The 18624-nt window shown below is 37.7% G+C and carries 19 protein-coding genes; 11 read left to right on the top strand and 8 right to left on the bottom strand.

The features are described from left to right. The first annotated feature begins 273 nt into the window (after positions 1-273). Both glpK and MM236_RS11675 read left to right on the top strand, forming a co-directional pair. Positions 274-1764 (top strand): glycerol kinase GlpK, encoded by a 1491-nt coding sequence (gene glpK, locus MM236_RS11680; protein WP_241275169.1) that lies wholly within the window; start codon positions 274-276, stop codon positions 1762-1764. Continuing rightward, entirely contained in the window at positions 1764-2510 is a 747-nt protein-coding gene (locus MM236_RS11675; RefSeq protein WP_241275168.1) for an MIP/aquaporin family protein, read from the top strand. The genes glpK and MM236_RS11675 overlap by 1 nt, the downstream gene beginning before the upstream one ends. Positions 2511-3087: 577 nt before the next feature. Here MM236_RS11675 and MM236_RS11670 read toward each other — a convergent pair. Both MM236_RS11670 and ade read right to left on the bottom strand, forming a co-directional pair. Beyond that, positions 3088-4227, bottom strand: a complete 1140-nt coding sequence (locus MM236_RS11670) for an acyl-CoA dehydrogenase family protein (protein WP_241275296.1) — start codon at positions 4225-4227, stop codon at positions 3088-3090. 234 nt (positions 4228-4461) lie between these two features. Further along, the gene (gene ade, locus MM236_RS11665; RefSeq protein ID WP_241275167.1) at positions 4462-6099 is read right to left on the bottom strand and encodes an adenine deaminase; all 1638 of its coding nucleotides are present in this window, start codon (positions 6097-6099) and stop codon (positions 4462-4464) included. Between the two features lie 307 nt (positions 6100-6406). On the opposite strand from ade, the gene cmk reads away from it, so the two are divergent. From cmk to MM236_RS11625, 8 genes are all read left to right on the top strand, one after another. Continuing rightward, positions 6407-7084: a (d)CMP kinase gene (gene cmk, locus MM236_RS11660; RefSeq protein WP_241275166.1), complete on the top strand. Its 678-nt coding sequence runs from the start codon at positions 6407-6409 to the stop codon at positions 7082-7084. Between the two features lie 15 nt (positions 7085-7099). Then, positions 7100-8002: a 4-hydroxy-3-methylbut-2-enyl diphosphate reductase gene (locus tag MM236_RS11655; RefSeq protein ID WP_241275165.1), complete on the top strand. Its 903-nt coding sequence runs from the start codon at positions 7100-7102 to the stop codon at positions 8000-8002. A gap of 130 nt (positions 8003-8132) precedes the next feature. Further along, a complete protein-coding gene (locus tag MM236_RS11650) occupies positions 8133-9518 on the top strand; it encodes a Na(+)-translocating NADH-quinone reductase subunit A (protein WP_241275164.1) in 1386 nt (461 codons plus the stop codon). A 5-nt stretch (positions 9519-9523) separates the two neighbouring features. Continuing rightward, entirely contained in the window at positions 9524-10738 is a 1215-nt protein-coding gene (locus MM236_RS11645) for an NADH:ubiquinone reductase (Na(+)-transporting) subunit B (protein WP_241275163.1), read from the top strand. Further along, positions 10725-11501 carry an NADH:ubiquinone reductase (Na(+)-transporting) subunit C gene (nqrC, locus tag MM236_RS11640; protein WP_241275162.1) on the top strand — a complete coding sequence of 259 codons (777 nt, stop codon included), beginning with the start codon at positions 10725-10727 and terminating at the stop codon, positions 11499-11501. Before MM236_RS11645 ends, nqrC begins: the two co-directional genes overlap by 14 nt. A 25-nt stretch (positions 11502-11526) precedes the next feature. Then, on the top strand, positions 11527-12207 hold the full coding sequence (locus MM236_RS11635; protein ID WP_241275161.1) for an NADH:ubiquinone reductase (Na(+)-transporting) subunit D: 681 nt from the start codon (positions 11527-11529) through the stop codon (positions 12205-12207). A gap of 14 nt (positions 12208-12221) precedes the next feature. Then, positions 12222-12833 (top strand): NADH:ubiquinone reductase (Na(+)-transporting) subunit E, encoded by a 612-nt coding sequence (gene nqrE, locus MM236_RS11630; protein WP_241275160.1) that lies wholly within the window; start codon positions 12222-12224, stop codon positions 12831-12833. 85 nt (positions 12834-12918) lie between these two features. Beyond that, on the top strand, positions 12919-13479 hold the full coding sequence (locus MM236_RS11625; RefSeq protein WP_241275159.1) for a DUF502 domain-containing protein: 561 nt from the start codon (positions 12919-12921) through the stop codon (positions 13477-13479). Positions 13480-13556: 77 nt separating this feature from the next. On the opposite strand, the gene trxA is transcribed toward MM236_RS11625, so the two are convergent. The 5 genes from trxA to MM236_RS11600 form a co-directional block, all read right to left on the bottom strand. Then, on the bottom strand, positions 13557-13877 hold the full coding sequence (gene trxA / locus MM236_RS11620; protein ID WP_241275158.1) for a thioredoxin: 321 nt from the start codon (positions 13875-13877) through the stop codon (positions 13557-13559). A 259-nt stretch (positions 13878-14136) separates the two neighbouring features. Beyond that, positions 14137-14703: a nicotinate (nicotinamide) nucleotide adenylyltransferase gene (gene nadD / locus MM236_RS11615; protein ID WP_241275157.1), complete on the bottom strand. Its 567-nt coding sequence runs from the start codon at positions 14701-14703 to the stop codon at positions 14137-14139. 2 nt (positions 14704-14705) lie between these two features. Then, complete coding sequence (gene gmk, locus MM236_RS11610) at positions 14706-15278, bottom strand: guanylate kinase (protein ID WP_241275156.1); 573 nt, start codon at positions 15276-15278, stop codon at positions 14706-14708. 5 nt (positions 15279-15283) lie between these two features. Continuing rightward, positions 15284-15556 carry an anti-sigma factor gene (locus MM236_RS11605; RefSeq protein WP_241275155.1) on the bottom strand — a complete coding sequence of 91 codons (273 nt, stop codon included), beginning with the start codon at positions 15554-15556 and terminating at the stop codon, positions 15284-15286. Between the two features lie 52 nt (positions 15557-15608). Then, on the bottom strand, positions 15609-16202 hold the full coding sequence (locus MM236_RS11600) for a sigma-70 family RNA polymerase sigma factor (RefSeq protein ID WP_241275154.1): 594 nt from the start codon (positions 16200-16202) through the stop codon (positions 15609-15611). Positions 16203-16502: 300 nt separating this feature from the next. Between MM236_RS11600 and MM236_RS11595 the strand changes: the two genes are divergently transcribed. Then, a complete protein-coding gene (locus MM236_RS11595) occupies positions 16503-17369 on the top strand; it encodes a lysophospholipid acyltransferase family protein (RefSeq protein WP_241275153.1) in 867 nt (288 codons plus the stop codon). A 1008-nt stretch (positions 17370-18377) separates the two neighbouring features. On the opposite strand, the gene MM236_RS11590 is transcribed toward MM236_RS11595, so the two are convergent. After that, on the bottom strand, positions 18378-18624 hold a 247-nt coding region (locus tag MM236_RS11590; RefSeq protein ID WP_241275152.1), incomplete at its 5' end, for a hypothetical protein.

The raw sequence follows: 18624 nt of genomic DNA, 5'->3' as shown, positions 1-18624 counted from the left end.
AGCGAAATATTACTGACGTGAAATAGAATGGAAATATTGCTTCTCTGAAGTATGCCTTTGGCTTTTGCAGACAAGTCTGGCGAAGTATTATTGAGATATAGCTTATCAGAAATAATGGCTGTTGACCAAAAGTATTTCTACAATATTTCAACTTTATTTCCATTGTATTTCAATCTTATTTCTACAATATTCCAACCTTATATCTACTATATTTCTACGAAATAACCAATAATCAGATAACCAAACACCTAATTAACCATTAACCCAGAAAAAATGTCCCAATATATTTTATCACTTGATCAAGGAACTACAAGTTCAAGAGCAATTGTCTTTGACAAGAAAGGTCAGATTGTTTCTGTTGCTCAAAAGGACTTTAAGCAACATTTCCCAAAATCCGGGTGGGTGGAACACGATCCTCAGGAGATCTGGACTAGCCAATCAGCAGTGATGATAGAATCATTGGCAAATGAGGATATCAAAGCAAATCAGATAGCGGGTATTGGTATCACCAACCAAAGAGAAACGACAATTGTGTGGGATAGGAAAACAGGCAAAGCACTATACAATGCGATTGTTTGGCAAGACAGAAGGACTTCAGCTTACTGTGATGAATTGAAGGAAGCAGGAAAAGCCGAGATGATCGCTTCAAAAACAGGGCTAATCTTAGATGCCTACTTTTCGGCTACCAAAATCAAATGGATTCTAGACAATGTAGAAGGAGCTAGGAAGCGTGCCAAAAAAGGCGAATTGGCTTTTGGGACAATCGACACTTGGCTGGTTTGGAAACTTACAGGTGGAAAAAATCATATAACTGATATCTCCAATGCCAGTAGAACAATGGTTTTTAACATACATGAAAAGCAATGGGATAAGGAACTTTTGGAATTGTTTGACATCCCTGAGTCTATGCTTCCAGAAGTCAAATCTAGTTCAGAGGTATATTGCGAAACTTCAGGTGATATCTTATCTGTCAAAATTCCAATAGCAGGAATCGCTGGTGATCAGCAAGCAGCACTTTTCGGCCAACTTTGTACACAATCAGGCATGGCAAAAACAACCTATGGAACCGGATGTTTTTTGGTCATGAATACAGGAGAAAAGCCTGTAAAATCAGAAAATCGCTTATTAACTACTGTGGCCTGGGAAATCAATGGAAAAGTGAATTATGCTTTGGAAGGCTCAGTTTTTATAGGTGGAGCTGCCATCCAGTGGCTGAGAGATGGAATTGAGTTTTTTGGACATGCAAAAGAAAGTGAAAAGTTAGCCATTAGTTTGGAGGATAACGATGGGGTGTATTTCGTCCCAGCTTTGTCAGGACTTGGGGCACCACATTGGGATCAAGATGCCAGAGGGGCATTTTTTGGTATCACCAGAGGAACAACCATTGCCCACATGACTCGAGCCGCTCTGGAAGCTATCGCCTACCAAGTAAATGATGTGCTCAAGGCCATGGAAAAAGACAGTGGTGAACCTACCAAAGAACTTCGAGTAGATGGTGGTGCTACGGCAAATAACTTCTTGATGCAGTTTCAAGCAGATATATTAAATTGCAAAATCACCAGACCAAAAATCATAGAGACTACTGCAATCGGAGCAGCATTTTTGGCAGGATTGGCTGTTGGATTCTGGAAAGACGAAGAGGAACTCAAATCACTTTGGGAAGCTGATAAGAGTTTCGAACCAAAGATGGATAAGGAAAAAGTCGAAAAATATTTACATTTTTGGCATAAGGCAGTTGAACGATCTAAAAACTGGGTAGAATAATGGATGCATTTGTAGCAGAGTTTGTCGGAACCTCCCTCCTGCTTGCGATGGGATCTGGAGTTGTAGCCAATGTAGTATTGAACAAAACCAAAGGACAAAATAGTGGTTGGATCGTAATTACTACAGCTTGGGCACTTGGTGTATTTATAGGAGTGGCAGTAGCAGGCCCATATAGCGGTGCACACCTGAACCCAGCAGTAAGTATCGCTTTGGCAATTACTGGAGATTTTCCATGGGGAGATGTTCCTAGCTATGTATTTGCGCAAGTACTTGGAGCCATGTTTGGTTCGGGCATCTCTTGGATCGTTTACAAGGATCATTTCGATGCCACTGATGACCAAGGCTTGAAATTCGCTCCATTTGCCACAGCACCTGCGATCAGAAATTATTCTTCAAATCTTATTTCAGAAATTGTCGGTACTTCGGTTTTGATTATCGTGATTCTTTATTCTACTGAGCCTATTTTGCAAGATGGCAGCAACACCCCCATTGGCCTAGGTTCATTAGGTGCATTGCCAGTAGCTTTTTTGGTTTGGGTGATTGGTTTGTCTTTGGGTGGAACTACCGGCTATGCGATCAACCCAGCCCGTGACATTGGCCCAAGAATCATGCATCAAATCTTACCAATCAGAGGAAAAGGAAGTAGTGATTGGGCATATAGTTGGGTACCGATACTAGGCCCAATCATAGGGGCTTCTTTGGCCGCCGGGATCTATCTCTTGCTTGGAGTCGGTGGGATGGTTTAATAGGAATACACCAGAGCCTGCCTCGAATCATGATTAAGCTGATGAACGCTGATTTTTATCTGTGTCAATCCGCTAGATCTGCGTCTTCAGTGTTCTATTGCGTACTAATTCAAGATGTAACCGTTTGATTTCAATTGGCGCTGATCTATCTTATCAACCAGATTTTACCAAATTGCAACCACCGCTAAGATTTTTACACATAATGAAAATCACACTATTTTATGCAAATAAGGAATTGAATTCCAAGATTACATTAAATAAAGAAAAGAAACCTGGAGCAACAAGGTTTTGGCATTATTTGGACGACATCCTTTTTTTTTTGCATTAATATTAATAGGCTCAAGACGATCAAGAAAGAGAAGGTGTTCAAATCAGAAACTGGAAAGCAATAGAATAAAAAACCCTTCCAAAATTTAAAACTTTGGAAGGGTTAGACTCTTAATTTAACCCTATGATTATTTATCAATTTAGCTATATGAAACCATGAAAGCTACGGATAATCATCATAAGTTAGAAAAGGTCATTTAAACTCCGTTGTCTATTGACCATCGACACTTGTGCGTCGTGGCCTAGCTGACTACTTCAAAATCTCTCTTGATATCACCAACTTCTGAATCTCAGATGTTCCTTCACCAATAGTACAAAGCTTGGAATCTCTGTAGAATTTCTCTACTGGATAATCTTTTGTAAATCCATATCCACCGAAAATCTGCACTGCTTCATTGGAAACAGACACACAAACTTCGGAAGCATAAAGTTTTGCTTTTGCTCCTGCAAGAGTAACTTTTTCTCCTCTGTTTTTGAGATCTGCAGCTTTGAAAGTCAAAAGTTTCGCAGCTTCTACTTGCGTTGCCATATCTGCTAGTTTGAAAGATATTCCCTGAAACTTGCTGATAGGTTGATTGAACTGTTGTCTCTCTTTAGAGTATTGAATTGAAGCTTCCAAAGCACCCTCAGCAATCCCCAATGACAAAGCAGCGATAGAGATTCTACCTCCATCTAATATTTTCATTGACTGAATGAACCCATTGCCAACTTCTCCAAGAATCTGATCTTTGTGAACTCTACAATCTTCAAAAATCATTTCTGCTGTCTCTGAAGCACGCATGCCGAGCTTATCTTCTTTCCTGCCCCCCTTAAATCCTGGAGTACCTCTTTCCACAACAAAAGCTGTCATTCCATGGGAATCCCCAACTTCTCCTGTCCTTGCAATGACTACTGCAACATCTCCAGAAACTCCATGCGTGATAAAGTTTTTTGCTCCATTGATGACATAGTAGTCACCATCTTTTACTGCAACTGTTCGCATGTTGCCAGCATCAGAACCTGTGTTTGGCTCTGTCAATCCCCAAGCACCCAAAAATTCGCAAGTAGCAAGCTTTGGAAGATATTTGCTTTTTTGCTCTTCATTCCCAAACATCATGATATGTCCAGAACAAAGCGAATTGTGTGCTGCCATGGACAATCCTACTGAAGGATCTAGCTTTGACAATTCCAAAATAGCCGTGACATATTCAAAGTATCCAAAACCAGACCCACCGTATTCGGTAGGAACCAATACGCCCATCAAACCAAGTTCTCCAAGCTTTTTAAATACTTCCAAAGGGAAATGTTGGTTATCATCCCATTCTTTTCTGAATGGGGTAATCTCTTTTGCTCCAAAATCTCTAATCATCTGGGCGATCATCGCCTGATTTTCATTGAGCTCAAAATTCATCATAATATATTAAGTTATTAATTGGGTTATATTTTTTACTAATATAACAACTTCCATCCAAACCATAAGTTTGCTATACATCAAACAAAACCAGCTATCAAGAACTTTTTATTCAGAAATCAATAGAAAAAACTATGCTATTAACAAAATTGATCAACTCAATTTTTTACTTAACATAAATTTCCAAATTTTCAACTAATTTAATTTTTAAAGGATTTCTATAACTATTTGATTTTAACCCAAAAAGACATCCACGAACTCAAACTTTTGTCCATCAAACAGTCCTTTATCACTCAATTTAAGATCTGGGATCACCAACAAAGCCATAAAACTTAAAGTCATAAATGGCGATTGGAGCTTTGAACCCATGGCTTTTGCCATTTGGTCGATCTTGGTATAGGCTTTTGCTACCTCATAGCCATCATCGGCTGACATAATTCCCCCTATTGGCAAGGCAAGAACCATTTCTTCTCCATTATCGACAGCTGCTACCCCACCCTTTTCTTTGATCAATAGATTCACGGCTTTTGCAATGGACTGATCATCTACTCCAACAGCAATAATATTATGCGAATCATGACCTACAGAAGAGGCTATTGCCCCTGATTTGATACCGAAATTTTTGATAAAAGCTACAGCTGGTGCTGCATTCTCGTAGCGATTGACCACCGTTATTTTCAAAATATCAGCTTCAACATTGGATTCGGCAAAACCATCATTTAAGATAATTTCCCCTTCGACAGCTGGTGTTATCAGCTGCCCGTCCAACGCCTCTATAACCCTCACCCTTTCACCATTTGACTTCACGCTAAATTCATCATGTGATTTTTCAGAAGCATTGAAATTATTGATGATTTTATTTTCCACACGATTGATCAAAGTTTTACCATTACTCGACACAAGCTTACCATTGATGTAAGTCTCTTTGATTTTGAAATCAACTATATCTTCAGAAACAATAAAATCAGCAGGATCTCCAATACGAAGCGTACCAACGTCTAAGCGATAGTGCTCTACAGGTGTAATACAAGCTGCCCTAAGGACATCGAACAAATCCTTCCCTTTCTTCAATGCTCTTGCTACAAGCTCATTAATGTGCGAAACAGCCAGATTATCAGGATGCTTATCATCAGAGCAAAACATGATCATCTCTGGATAATCATCAATCAAGTCTATCAAAGCTTCAAAATTCTTAGCAGCACTTCCTTCCCGAATGGCAATTTTCATCCCCAATTGAATTTTATCCAATGCTTCTTCCTTAGTGAAGCATTCGTGGTCAGTCGTGATCCCAGCAGAAGCATACTTAGCAGCTACCTCTCCCATAAGTCCAGGTGCGTGACCATCAACTGGTTTCCCATATTTCTTTGCCAAAGCAATCTTTTCCATAACCAAAGGATCACGATTTACCGTCCCTGGCCAATTCATCATTTCTGCCAAGTAAACGATTTCCTTTCTCTCAAGAAGTTTGTTGATGTCAGCAGCTGTAATTTCTCCTCCTGCAGTCTCAAAAGGTGTGGCAGGCACACAAGATGGCGCACCGAAATAAAACTTGAAAGGTACCTTTTGTCCATTCTCAATCATATAATTCACCCCTTCCATCCCACAGACATTGGCAATCTCGTGTGGATCAGAAATAGTTGCCACAGTACCGTGCACTACCGCCAACCTGGCAAATTCTGAAGGGACCAACATGGACGATTCCACATGTACATGTGCATCTATAAAGCCAGGCAAAATATATGGCATTTGATCGTTGTGTTGAATTTTGCGAATGGAAATGATTTTCCCATCACCTACTTTGACTTCTGCAGGATATATTTCACCTATTTCAATATCAATCAATTTTCCTTCAACACTAAAACAATTTGTCATATTTTTTCTTTTAAACTTTTGAGGATTTGAATTTTAAGATGATTTTAAGTGGCAAAAAGGATTTGAATTTATATCCAATATTTTTCCTTTAAATGATAACGATTGTTAATCGAGAAATGATACCACTATGAAAACCCATACAAACTATAATTTGTATATGATCTCAGCACGAAAATTTATAATTATTTTCAACAGAATTCAGTTGTAATAACGTAGATCTAAGGATTACAATTAGTTCCTAGAAGAATTAGATTTAAAACTACTATATTTGCACCTGAAAAGAAAAGCGAAAGTCAACTTTTAGTAAATGAGTAAAATCGTAATTGCAATAGATGGATTTTCTGGATGTGGCAAGAGCTCTACAGCAAAAGCAGTAGCAAAAGCTTTGGATTACACCTATATAGATTCTGGAGCCATGTATCGGGCCACTACACTCCACTTCTTGAATAAACTAACTGTATTAACCAATCCCAGAGATATAAGAAATGCTCTTGAAAGCTTAAATGTAAGTTTTCAAATCAATCCAGCTAATCAAAAACAAGAAACCTATCTCAATGGTTTGAATGTTGAGAAAGAGATACGTAGTATGCGGGTTTCAAACTATGTGAGTGAAGTAAGCAAAATAAAAGAAGTAAGACAAGAGCTCGTTTCCCAACAACAAAAACTTGGCAAGAAAAAGGGGGTTGTGATGGATGGAAGAGATATAGGCACAGTAGTTTTTCCTGAAGCAGAGCTCAAGGTTTTTATGACAGCCGATCTGAATATAAGAGCCGTACGAAGGCAAAAAGAAATCTTGGAGAAGGGTGATTTGGTAGAAATCAAAAAGATCATCCAAAATCTAGACGAAAGAGACAAGATAGATTCCACAAGAAAAGAAAGTCCGTTAAAAAAGGCTGAAGATGCCGTTGAAATTGACACAAGCTTATTGGAATTTGATGATCAAGTAGATAGGATAGTTTCACTGGCAAAAGAGAAAATTGGCTAAAAATCAATTTGAATTATGAAAGTTACCATAGATAAAAACTCAGGATATTGTTTTGGGGTAGAATTCGCCATAAAAATGGCTGAAGATGAGATGGAAGTATCTGACCAATTGTATTGTCTTGGAGACATTGTACACAACGACATGGAAGTCAAGAGACTAAGCGCAAAAGGTCTAGTGGTAATCGATAGAGAAAAGCTACAAGAGTTAAGCAACTGCAAAGTTTTGATCAGGGCTCATGGCGAACCTCCTGAGACCTACAAAACTGCGATAGAAAATAATATTGAGCTTATAGATGCATCTTGTCCGGTAGTATTGAAGCTTCAGCATAGAGTCAAAACTGCATTTGACAAAATGGAGAAGGAGAAAGGTCAAATAGTGATCTATGGCAAAAAAGGCCATGCCGAGGTTATCGGGTTGACTGGGCAGACTTTAGAAAAAGCGATTGTAGTCATGGAAGACAAAGACCTAGATAAGATTGATTTTACAAAATCAGTCACACTATTTAGTCAAACAACCAAAAGCACTAAGGGCTTTTATGAATTAAAAGAAAAAATTGAAAACAGAATCAAAGAAGCCAAAGGCGAACTGAATGAAGTTGATTTCAATGCCAATGATTCCATATGTCGTCAAGTTTCCAACCGAGAACCCCAATTATTGAATTTCTCAAAGGAAAATGATGTAATTATTTTTGTTTCCGGCAAGAAGAGTTCAAATGGAAAAGCGCTTTACCAAGTATGCAAAGCAGAAAACGAAAGAAGTTATTTTGTAGAAAATGAAACAGAGATAGACCCTTTGTGGTTTACAACTGAAGATAAAGTGGGTATTTGTGGAGCTACCTCTACACCAATGTGGCTCATGGAACAAGTCATGAAGCACATCAATACCTTTGAAACAAACCTTGAATTTGAAAATAATTAATTTGAACGACAACTCAAAAGTATGTCAACTTAGCAAGAAGGTGATAAATAATACCAAAATTATCTTCTAATAACTGATGTATTTTATTAGATTTGAGGCGTTTTTCAAAAGACCATACAGTTCATATAATATGTCAAAACTAGTTAAGCTTAAGAAGGGATTCGACATTAAGCTCGCTGGAAAAGCTGAGAAAAAGCTTGTAGAATTCCAGTCAGCGAAAACCTTTGCTATCAAACCTACAGACTTCATTGGTCTACAAAGACCAAAGGTCACTGTAAATGAGGGTGATACCGTAAAGGCTGGAACTCCGATTTTATTCGACAAAGCGTTGGATCAAGTTCAATATGTCGCGCCTGTGTCCGGCGAAATCGTCGAGATCAAACGAGGTGAAAAGAGGAAATTGCTAGAGATCAAGATTCTTGCAGATAGTGAAATAAGCTATGAAAGTTTCGAGAAATATGCAGAATCTTCCATCAAATCGATTTCCAGAGAAGATGCCATTGCCAATCTTACAAAAGGTGGCGTATGGCCTCAATTGATCCAAAGACCTTTCGGAATTGTTGCCAACCCAGATGACAAACCAAAGGCAATATTTATTTCAGGATTCGACACACATCCATTGGCGCCAGATTATGCTGTGACATTAAAAGGTGAAGAAAAATACTTCCAAACGGGGATAAATATTTTGAAAAAGCTTACAGAGGGCACAGTTCATCTCAACTTGAATGGAAATGCTGAAGTACCTGCTATTTTCGCAAATATACAAAATGCCCAAATCAATAAATTTTCAGGACCACACCCTGCTGGCAATGTTGGAGTACAAATCCATCACATTGACGCTATCAACAAAGGAGAAGTAGCTTGGACTATCAGTCCATATGGAGTTTCTCAGATAGGGAAACTTTTTCTGGAAGGCAGATATGACGCCTCAAAAACAATCGCAATCACAGGTTCTAGAGCAAAAACAGCGGCATACACAAAAACCTATATTGGAGCATGTGTAGACCCATTAGTCAACGGAAACTTGAAAGAAGACGAAAAATCAGAAATTGCTCCTGACACGAGAGTAGTTTCAGGAAATGTCTTGACTGGCGAAAAAATCAACAAAGATGGCTACTTAGGCTATTATCATAACCAAATTACCTTGCTACCTGAAGGTGAATATTATGAATTCTTAGGTTGGATGAAACCAACTTCAGAAAAGTTAAGCTATCATAGAGCGCTAGGACTCTTGTCTTTTTTGAAGCCAAGCAAAGAATTTGTATTGGACACCAACGTAAGAGGTGAAGAAAGAGCATTTGTACAGACAGGTGTATTCGAAAGTGTTACCCCAATGGACATCCTTCCAGTTTACTTATTGAAAGCTATCATGGCTGAAGATTTTGATGAAATGGAAGAATTGGGGATTTATGAAATCGTGGAAGAGGATTTAGCCTTATGCGAATTCGTAGATGTATCTAAACACCCAGTGCAGGAAATAGTTAGAAAAGGAATAGATTTAATTCAATACAGTTAATCAATATGAAGTTTCTAAGAGATCTGTTGGATAAGCAGAAACCCCTTTTTCACAAAGGAGGAAAATTAGAGAACCTATATTATGCCTTTGAGGCTGGTGAGACATTTTTGTTTTCGCCAAACCATACAAACGGTATAAAAGGAGCTCAGGTAAAAGATGCCATTGACTTGAAGAGAATGATGATCACGGTTGTGATTGCAATGATTCCTTGTTTGCTATTTGGTATATATAATACAGGACATCAGCACTTTTTGGCTACTGGTCAGACAGCTGGTTTGTGGGATAACTTTGCCGACAAGGCAATTTTAGGTCTAACATTAGTTTTACCAATCGTTATTGTTGCTTACGCAGCTGGTGGTCTGGTGGAAGCAGCATTTGCAGTAATCAGAAAGCACCCGATCAACGAAGGCTTCTTAGTGACAGGAATGTTGATTCCGTTAGTAGTACCAGCTACGATGCCATTATGGCAAGTAGCTTTGGCAACTATATTTGCTGTAGTTATAGCAAAAGAGGTTTTTGGCGGAACAGGGATGAATATTCTCAACGTAGCCATGACAGCAAGAGCATTCTTATACTTTGCATATCCTGCGCAAATTTCAGGAGATCAAGTATGGACATATTTGGGAGATAAGACAGCTGTAGATGGATTCTCAGGAGCCACAGCATTGGCAGTTGCATATACAGCAGGTGTAGAAGGAGAAACTGTAAATGCAGCACTTTCCTCGCACAATAGCGCAATCGGGTCTGGACTTTATGAATTTGCAAATTTATTTATGGGTTGGATTCCAGGTTCAATAGGCGAAACTTCCACACTGATGGCATTGATCGGAGCAGCAATTTTGGTTGGAACAGGTGTAGCAAGTTGGAAAATAATAGTAAGTGGATTTGCAGGTGCTTATATCATGGGATTTATCATGAATCTAGTTGCTGTAAATGAATATATGGCGATGGGACCGGAATACCACTGGGTAATGGGTGGATTAGCTTTTGGAATCGTATTCATGGCTACTGACCCAGTATCGGCAGCTCAAACAGAAACAGGAAAATGGATTTATGGTCTTTTGATTGGTGTTTTGACAGTAATCATCAGGGTAACTAATCCAGCGTATCCAGAGGGAATTATGCTAGCAGTTCTATTTATGAATGTATTTGCACCTTTGGTAGATTATTATGTAGTAAAAGCAAACAAGAAAAGGAGGTTACAACGTGCAACAGTCTAACGGTTATATCATCACTTTCTCAGTAATCCTAACAGTAGTACTTGGATTATTGCTATCGGGAACATCTCAAGTACTTGGGCCTATACAAAAGAAAGCGCAGGATCTCGACAATAAAAAACAGATTTTGGGAGCTGTAATGGCACCTGAGGATTTGAGAGCAATGAGTCCTGAAGAAGTATTAGAATATTATGAATCTAGAATTGCTTCAAAAGTAGTTGATATTGAAGGAAATGAAGTAGAAAAAGATTCTGAGGGAAATAGTATAGTAGCGGAGTCAGTAGATGTAGGTAAAAACTACAAGAAATCTCCTGAAGATCGATTATATCCAATCTTTATCTATCACGAAGAAGGAAATGAAGATGCAGTTGATTCATATATCCTTCCAGTATATGGAGCGGGACTATGGGACGAAATATGGGGCTATTTGGCACTTCAAACAGACCTTAACACAGTAGAAGGAGTTACTTTCTCACACAAAGGTGAAACGCCTGGTCTAGGTGCAAGAATCACAGAAAACAATGTTCAGGCAAGATATCAGGGGAAAAAAATCTTTGACGAGAGTGGGGAATTGAGAGCCGTGATCATGCAAAAGGGTGAAGGAAAGGATTATGATGGAGAAGAACACAAAGTAGATGGCTTATCAGGTGCAACTATTACTGCAAATGGTGTAAATGACATGTTGAAAAACTACATCAGCTACTACGAATCTTACATCGAAAAGAAAAAATCCGGAAACTCTACGGAAGTAGCAGTCTTAAATTGATTTTGAACGTTTCAATCTTTATATAATGAGTACAGAAACAGCACAAGCAGAAGTAAAAAAGTCCTCAGAGGCGCTTCTGTCGAAAAGAAGAAAAAAATTAATATCTGACCCATTGGTTGACGATAACCCAATTACCATTCAAGTACTTGGAATTTGTTCGGCACTAGCGGTTACAACTCAGATGCAGCCAACCTTGGTAATGGCAATTTCGGTTATTTTCGTAATTGTTATGGCAAACCTGACAATTTCACTTTTGAGAAACACCATTCCTTCAAGGGTAAGGATTATCGTGCAACTTGCGGTAGTGGCTACTTTGGTGACATTGGTAAATGAAGTGTTGAAAGCATTTGCATTTGATATGTACAAAGAGCTTTCAGTATTTGTTGGATTGATCATCACCAACTGTATCGTAATGGGTCGTTTGGAAGCATTTGCATTAGGAAACAAGCCATATGACGCCATTCTTGATGGGTTTGGTAGTGCTTTGGGTTATTCGTGGATTATCCTGGCCGTTGCTTTCTTTAGAGAGCTATTAGGTTCAGGGTCAGTTTTCGGTGTTGCCATATATGAACCAATCTCTGGATTGTTTGGAGAAGATTTCAGCTTGGCTACCAACGGATTGATGGTATCTCCAGTAGGTGCATTTATCATTCTTGGATTGATCATTTGGGTACAGCGTACCAAAACTGGATATGTTGAACATTAATAAATAAAAGAGATATGGAATTATTTAATTTAGCTATACGATCAATATTTATTGACAACATGGTATTTGCGTACTTCCTAGGAATGTGTTCATTCTTGGCGGTATCCAAAAAAGTAAGCACAGCTTTGGGTCTTGGTGCAGCAGTAATTTTCGTACTGACTGTAACAGTACCTGTCAACTGGCTTTTGAATGAATTTGTATTGAAAGAAGGTGCATTGTCTTGGGCAGGTGAAACATTTGCTACTATTGACCTTTCATTCTTGAGATTCATTATGTTCATCGCCATCATTGCAGCTATGGTTCAGTTGGTAGAGATGGTTGTTGAGAAATTTGCTCCTGCACTTTACGGAGCTTTGGGTATCTTCCTTCCTTTGATCGCTGTAAACTGCGCAATCCTTGGTGGTTCTTTGTTCATGGCTCAGAGAGACTATACATTGGCTGAATCAGCTGTTTATGGTTTCGGTTCGGGGACTGGCTTCTTCTTGGCTATCATAGCCTTGGCAGCTATCAGAGAAAAATTGAAATATTCAAATGTACCTAATGGTCTTAAAGGTCTTGGTATTACCATGCTCCTTACTGGGTTGATGGGAATTGCCTTTATGTCATTTATGGGAATTGACTTATAATAACATAGTCATAAATAAAATTAAAAAAAGCCTCAGAGTAATCTGGGGCTTTTTTGTAGTTTTACGAACTTAACAAATTTTCAAAATGGCATTTACCTACAAAAGATTTATAAAATACTTTCTGCGAGGGTTACTTTTTGTAGTCCCTTTGGGTTTGACTATTTATGTGATCATCTTGACAATAAATTTTTTGGATGGCATCATACCTATTCCTGTACCAGGACTGGGCATTTTAGTCATGCTGGGATTTATTACATTTGTAGGGTATTTGGCTAGTCTATTCATCACCAAACCTCTATTTGACTTATTTGAGAAATGGATTTTTAAAATTCCCTTGATAAATATCGTTTATACAAGTATCAAGGACTTGATGTCAGCCTTTGTAGGTGACAAGAAAAAATTCAATACGCCGGTCATAGTAAAACTTTCCGAAGGTATGTCTCGACTTGGCTTCATAACACAGGATAACTTGGCTTCACTAGAGGAGGAAAGCTTGGTAGCCATCTATTTTCCTCACAGCTATAACTTCTCAGGAAACCTTTATCTCGTACCAAGAGACAATGTCAGAATCCTTACCAATGTCAAAAGTTCGGATGTAATGAAATTTATTGTTTCAGGTGGGGTTTCGAATCTGGAAAGATTATAAGTTTAAAAAAATTGCCTTTATTAAAAAAACCGCTAAGATTACTCTTAGCGGTTTTTTTTTGCTCTATTTAAAAGCTATTACAATTGCGCATCAAGTTTCTGAGCCAATACTGACTTAGGTACAGCCCCTACTTGTTTGTCTACAATTTGACCATCTTTGAAGAATAGTAAGGTTGGAATACTTCTGATACCAAACTGAGCAGCAACTCCAGGATTTGCATCTACATCTACTTTTCCAACTACAGCTTTGCCATCGTAATCACCAGCGAGTTCTTCAACTACCGGACCGATCATTTTACATGGTCCACACCATTCAGCCCAAAAATCCACAAGGATAGGCTGTCCAGTTTTCATAATTTCTTCAAAATTAGAATCAGTAATTTCTATTGCTTTTGCCATTTTTTATATGATTTATGTTATTTCTAAATTCTCAAATATACTACAAAAGTAATTTCGAAATTAATTAGTTCCTTTTGCTTGTAAATAATTCATAAAAAGGAATAAGATAGTCTGCTTTTTTGACTATAAGTGTAATCCTTCACGTTGCTGACCATCATAAACTGACTGCAGCAATGAATATGTCTTTTCTAAAATGTTTTTTATGGAAAGTGTAAACGCAACTTATGTGGAGTAAGTTTAGTTATCCTTATGAAGATATTTAGACAAAAAGTTTTTTGTCTTTTATATATTCGTCTACACTTTCTGGAATTAAATAGCGAGTAGATTTTTGGTTCTTGATTGCTTTCCTAATAAATGTAGCTGAGATATCCATCATTGGTGCTGCTATGTATTTGATTTTAGGATGATCGAATGTCTGATGATCACCTGGCCTTGGATATACGTATAGCCCATATCTGTCCAAAATAAGGTCATGATTTTTCCATTTGTGAAAATGGGTTAGATTATCACTACCTATTATAAGTTTGAATTCGTGCTTTGGGTATTTTTCACTTAAGTAAGTGAGTGTATCGATTGTATAGCTTGGCCTAGGCATGTGAAATTCTACGTCAGAGGCCTTAAAATGAAAATGATCGGCGATGGCGAGCTCTACCATCCTAAGCCGATCAAATTCGTGCAATAGTGATTTCTTTGTCTTGAAAGGATTCTGAGGACTGACTACAAACCAGACTTCATCCAATTCAGTCTGATCCTGCATCACATTGGCTATAATCAAATGTCCAATATGAATAGGATTAAAAGATCCGAAAAATAAGCCGATTTTCAAAATTACTGTTCTAAGAATTTCCCTACGATTGCTTCTGCTTCCATGAATGACTTTTGCATGTCGTCATTGACGATAGTAACGTCAAATTTATTCTCAAAGCCCATTTCAAACTTTGCTTTATATAACCTCCTCGATAAGCTCTCTTCCGATTCTGTTCCCCTGTCTTTAAGTCTTTCCGTAAGTACATCCATGGAAGGTACTTTTACAAATATAGCCAAAGCTTTATCTCCAAAATAATCTTTTAGATTTAGCCCTCCTTTGACATCTACATCAAAAATCACATGTTTTCCTGAATCCCAAATACGCTGAATTTCTTCTTTGAGAGTACCATAAAAATTACCTTCATATACCTCTTCCCATTCTATAAATGAATCCTGATCTATTTTGGATTTGAATTCATCCGGACTCAAAAAATAATAATCCTTGCCATTCTCCTCTTCCCTACCTCTCTTGTCTCTCGTACAAGCAGAAATAGAAAAACCTAGATTCGGAATTTTCCCTATTAAATGACGAACTATTGTTGTTTTGCCTGAACCTGACGGTGCTGAAAAAATAATTGCTTTTCCTGATGACATATCCCTTATTTTATCTCTTCGATTTTTTGACGGATATTTTCTACCAGCTGAGATGGCACTTCATGCTTAGTACACTTAGTACGTAGTACTTCTTTGATCGCCTGTTCCAAATGATAGTGCTCAAAACATGGTTGACATTTTGCAAGTTTTGATTTGAGGACTTCCTGCGAATCGGCGCTTTCATTCCCATCTAGAATACTTTCCAGCAATTGAAAGCATTTGCTCACATCATCACACTGCAATTTCCTCTCTCCTGTTCCTTCTAAATTATTCTCCATTTTAATATTAATCTAGGGTAATCTTTAATACTTATTCATAATTAATCTGAAACTATTCCTCTTCATCGGTTTTATATCCCATGTTTTGAGCATATGAACGTAACTTCTCTTTCAATAAGTTCCTCGCTCTATGCAACCTAGACCTAACTGTTCCGATCGGAATATCCAAAATCTTCGCCATTTCTTCGTAAGTAAATCCTTCCAAATCACATAGAATGATAACTGTTCGAAAATCCACCGCAAGACTGTTGAGTGCATTTGAAATCTCATCCCCAAGCATATCCTTGAGAGAATCCACACGTAAATCTGAGGTGATACCATAGTCAACATCATCAGAGTTGTAATAAGTTTCAACTTCCTGATAATCAACTTTGGCTGGCTGCTTGCTTTTCTTTCTGTAATCGTTTATAAAACTATTTTTCAATATCCTAAACAACCATGCCTTTGCATTTGTACCTTGCTCAAAGGAATTGATAAATCGGTATGCCTTAAGATAAGTATCTTGCACCAAATCTTTGGCATCGTCCTCATCAAAGGTCAACCTATAACCAAAATTATACATGGAATCTATGTGTGGCATAAATTCCCCGTCAAAAATCCTGTTTTTTTCCTGATCGGAATATTTTTTTCTCTGCACTTCAGACATAAGTACCAAAAGTAATCATTGCAATAAATTTTAGCTAATTTTTTTGAAGAAAGTGGTTGACAATCCATTTTCTCAAATAAAAATTTGATTAATGATAGTTTGATTTTCAAATTCATATGGCTGCCATCATTTTGGTATTGATCGAAACTAGATACTGAGATAATGGATGCGAAACGAATTTTATAAAAGTCTTTTCCATTGCAATTTTTTAAACTTATTGCTTAGGATACAGGTATTAACATAGGATATTTAGATATTTGCCAATAAAACACTTTCACGTAAAAGAAACCTACCTATAAAATGATCTTTTTCAAACTAATATCCTACCTCCCACTGAGTATCCTCTACATTTTTTCGGATATCTTGTATTTGATTGGTTATTATATAGTTGGGTATAGAAAAAAAGTAATTAAGGAAAATTTAAAATATGCATTCCCTGAAAAAACAGAAATAGAAAGACTTAAAATTGAAAGGGAGTTTTTCAGAAACTTGACAGATTCTTTTGCCGAAACTTTCAAAATGTACACCATTTCCAAGAAAGAATTAGCAAAAAGGGTACAAATAGAAAATGTAAATATACCACTTGAATTGATCAAAAAAGGCGAAGTTGTGGTAGGAATGACAGGACACTTTTTCAATTGGGAAATGCATTTGCTTCAAATGATGGGCAATATAAGCACACAGTGTGAAGTGGTCTATCTAAAAGTAAACAGCCCATTTTTCGAGAAACTGATGAAAAACATCAGAGGGAGATTTGGAGGTATGTTGGTGGAAAGAGCTTCCTTTCAAAGAGAATATTTGAGGAATCGAGAGGTACCTCGGCTGATTGTCCTAGCAGCCGACCAAAGACCCACAAAAGCTGAAATCCGCTATTGGGCACCTTTTATGAATAGAGAAACGATTTTCTTTGAAGGTGCAGAGAAACTTGCCAAGCGCTTTGGGCATACCGTAATCTATTCTGATGTTCGCAAACCAAAACGAGGGCATTACATTTTCACCTATAGTCTAATGGATAATCCTCCCTATGACCAAGCTGCAGAACATAGCATCACCGATGAATTCATCCGACGTACCGAGCATACTATCAGACACAGTCCAAGTCTCTATCTATGGAGTCATAATAGATGGAAAGTGAGTAGGGAATTTAATCCAGACAAAATTGATTGAAGAAATAAATACTAATTTTTCCCTTGTGCTCCTGAATTACTCCCTCATTTACCACTGATTCACAAAGAAATAGAAGATATATTGATTAAAAATCTGCGATCATCAGCCGTAATCAGCGGGCAATAATTTTTCTCCCGCAGATACCGCAGATTTACGCAGAAAGTACAAAAACATAAAAAATCCAAAACACAACATAAAAATCTGCGAACATCAGCGTAATCAGCGGGCAATAATTTTTCTCCCGCAGATACCGCAGATTTACGCAGAAAGTACAAAAACATAAAAAATCCAAAACACAACATAAAAATCTGCGAACATCAGCGTAATCAGCGGGCAATAATTCTTCTCCCGCAGATACCGCAGATTTACGCAGAAAGTACAAAAACTTGAAGAAATCCAAAATCCAATTTAAAAATCTGCGAACATCAGCGTAATCAGCGGGCAATAATTTTTCTCCCGCAGATACCACAGATTTACGCAGAAAGTACAAAAACATAAAAAATCCAAAACACAACATATAAATCTGCGAACATCAGCGTAATCAGCGGGCCATAATTTTTCTCCCACAAATACCGCAGATTTACGCAGAAAGTACAAAAACATAAAAAATCCAAAACACAACATATAAATCTGCGAACATCAGCGTAATCAGCGGGCAATAATTTTTCTCCCGCAGATACCGCAGATTTACGCAGAAAGGACAAAAACTTAAAAAATCCAAAATCCAATTTAAAAATCTGCGAACATCAGCGTAATCAGCGGGCAATAATTCTTCTCCCGCAGATACCACAGATTTACGCAGAAAGTACAAAAACTTAAAAAATCCAAAACACAACATAAAAATCTGCGAACATCAGCGTAATCAGCGGGCAATAATTTTTCTCCCGCAGATACCACAGATTTCCGCAGAAAGGACAAAAACATAAAAAACCCAAAACACAACATAAAAATCTGCGAACATCAGCGTAATCAGCGGGCAATAATTCTTCTCCCGCAGATACCACAGATTTACGCAGAAAGGACAAAAACATAAAAAATCCAAAACACAACATAAAAATCTGCGAACATCAGCGTAATCAGCGGGCAATAATTCTTCTCCCGCAGATACCACAGATTTCCGCAGAAAGTACAAAAACATAAAAAATCCAAAACACAACATAAAAATCTGCGAACATCAGCGTAATCAGCGGGCAATAATTCTTCTCCCGCAGATACCACAGATTTACGCAGAAAGTACAAAAACATAAAAAATCCA

Origin of the sequence: Belliella calami, from assembly GCF_022549695.1 — a bacterium.
GTDB lineage: Bacteria > Bacteroidota > Bacteroidia > Cytophagales > Cyclobacteriaceae > Belliella > Belliella calami.
This window is presented reverse-complemented; position numbering and strand designations above follow the sequence as displayed.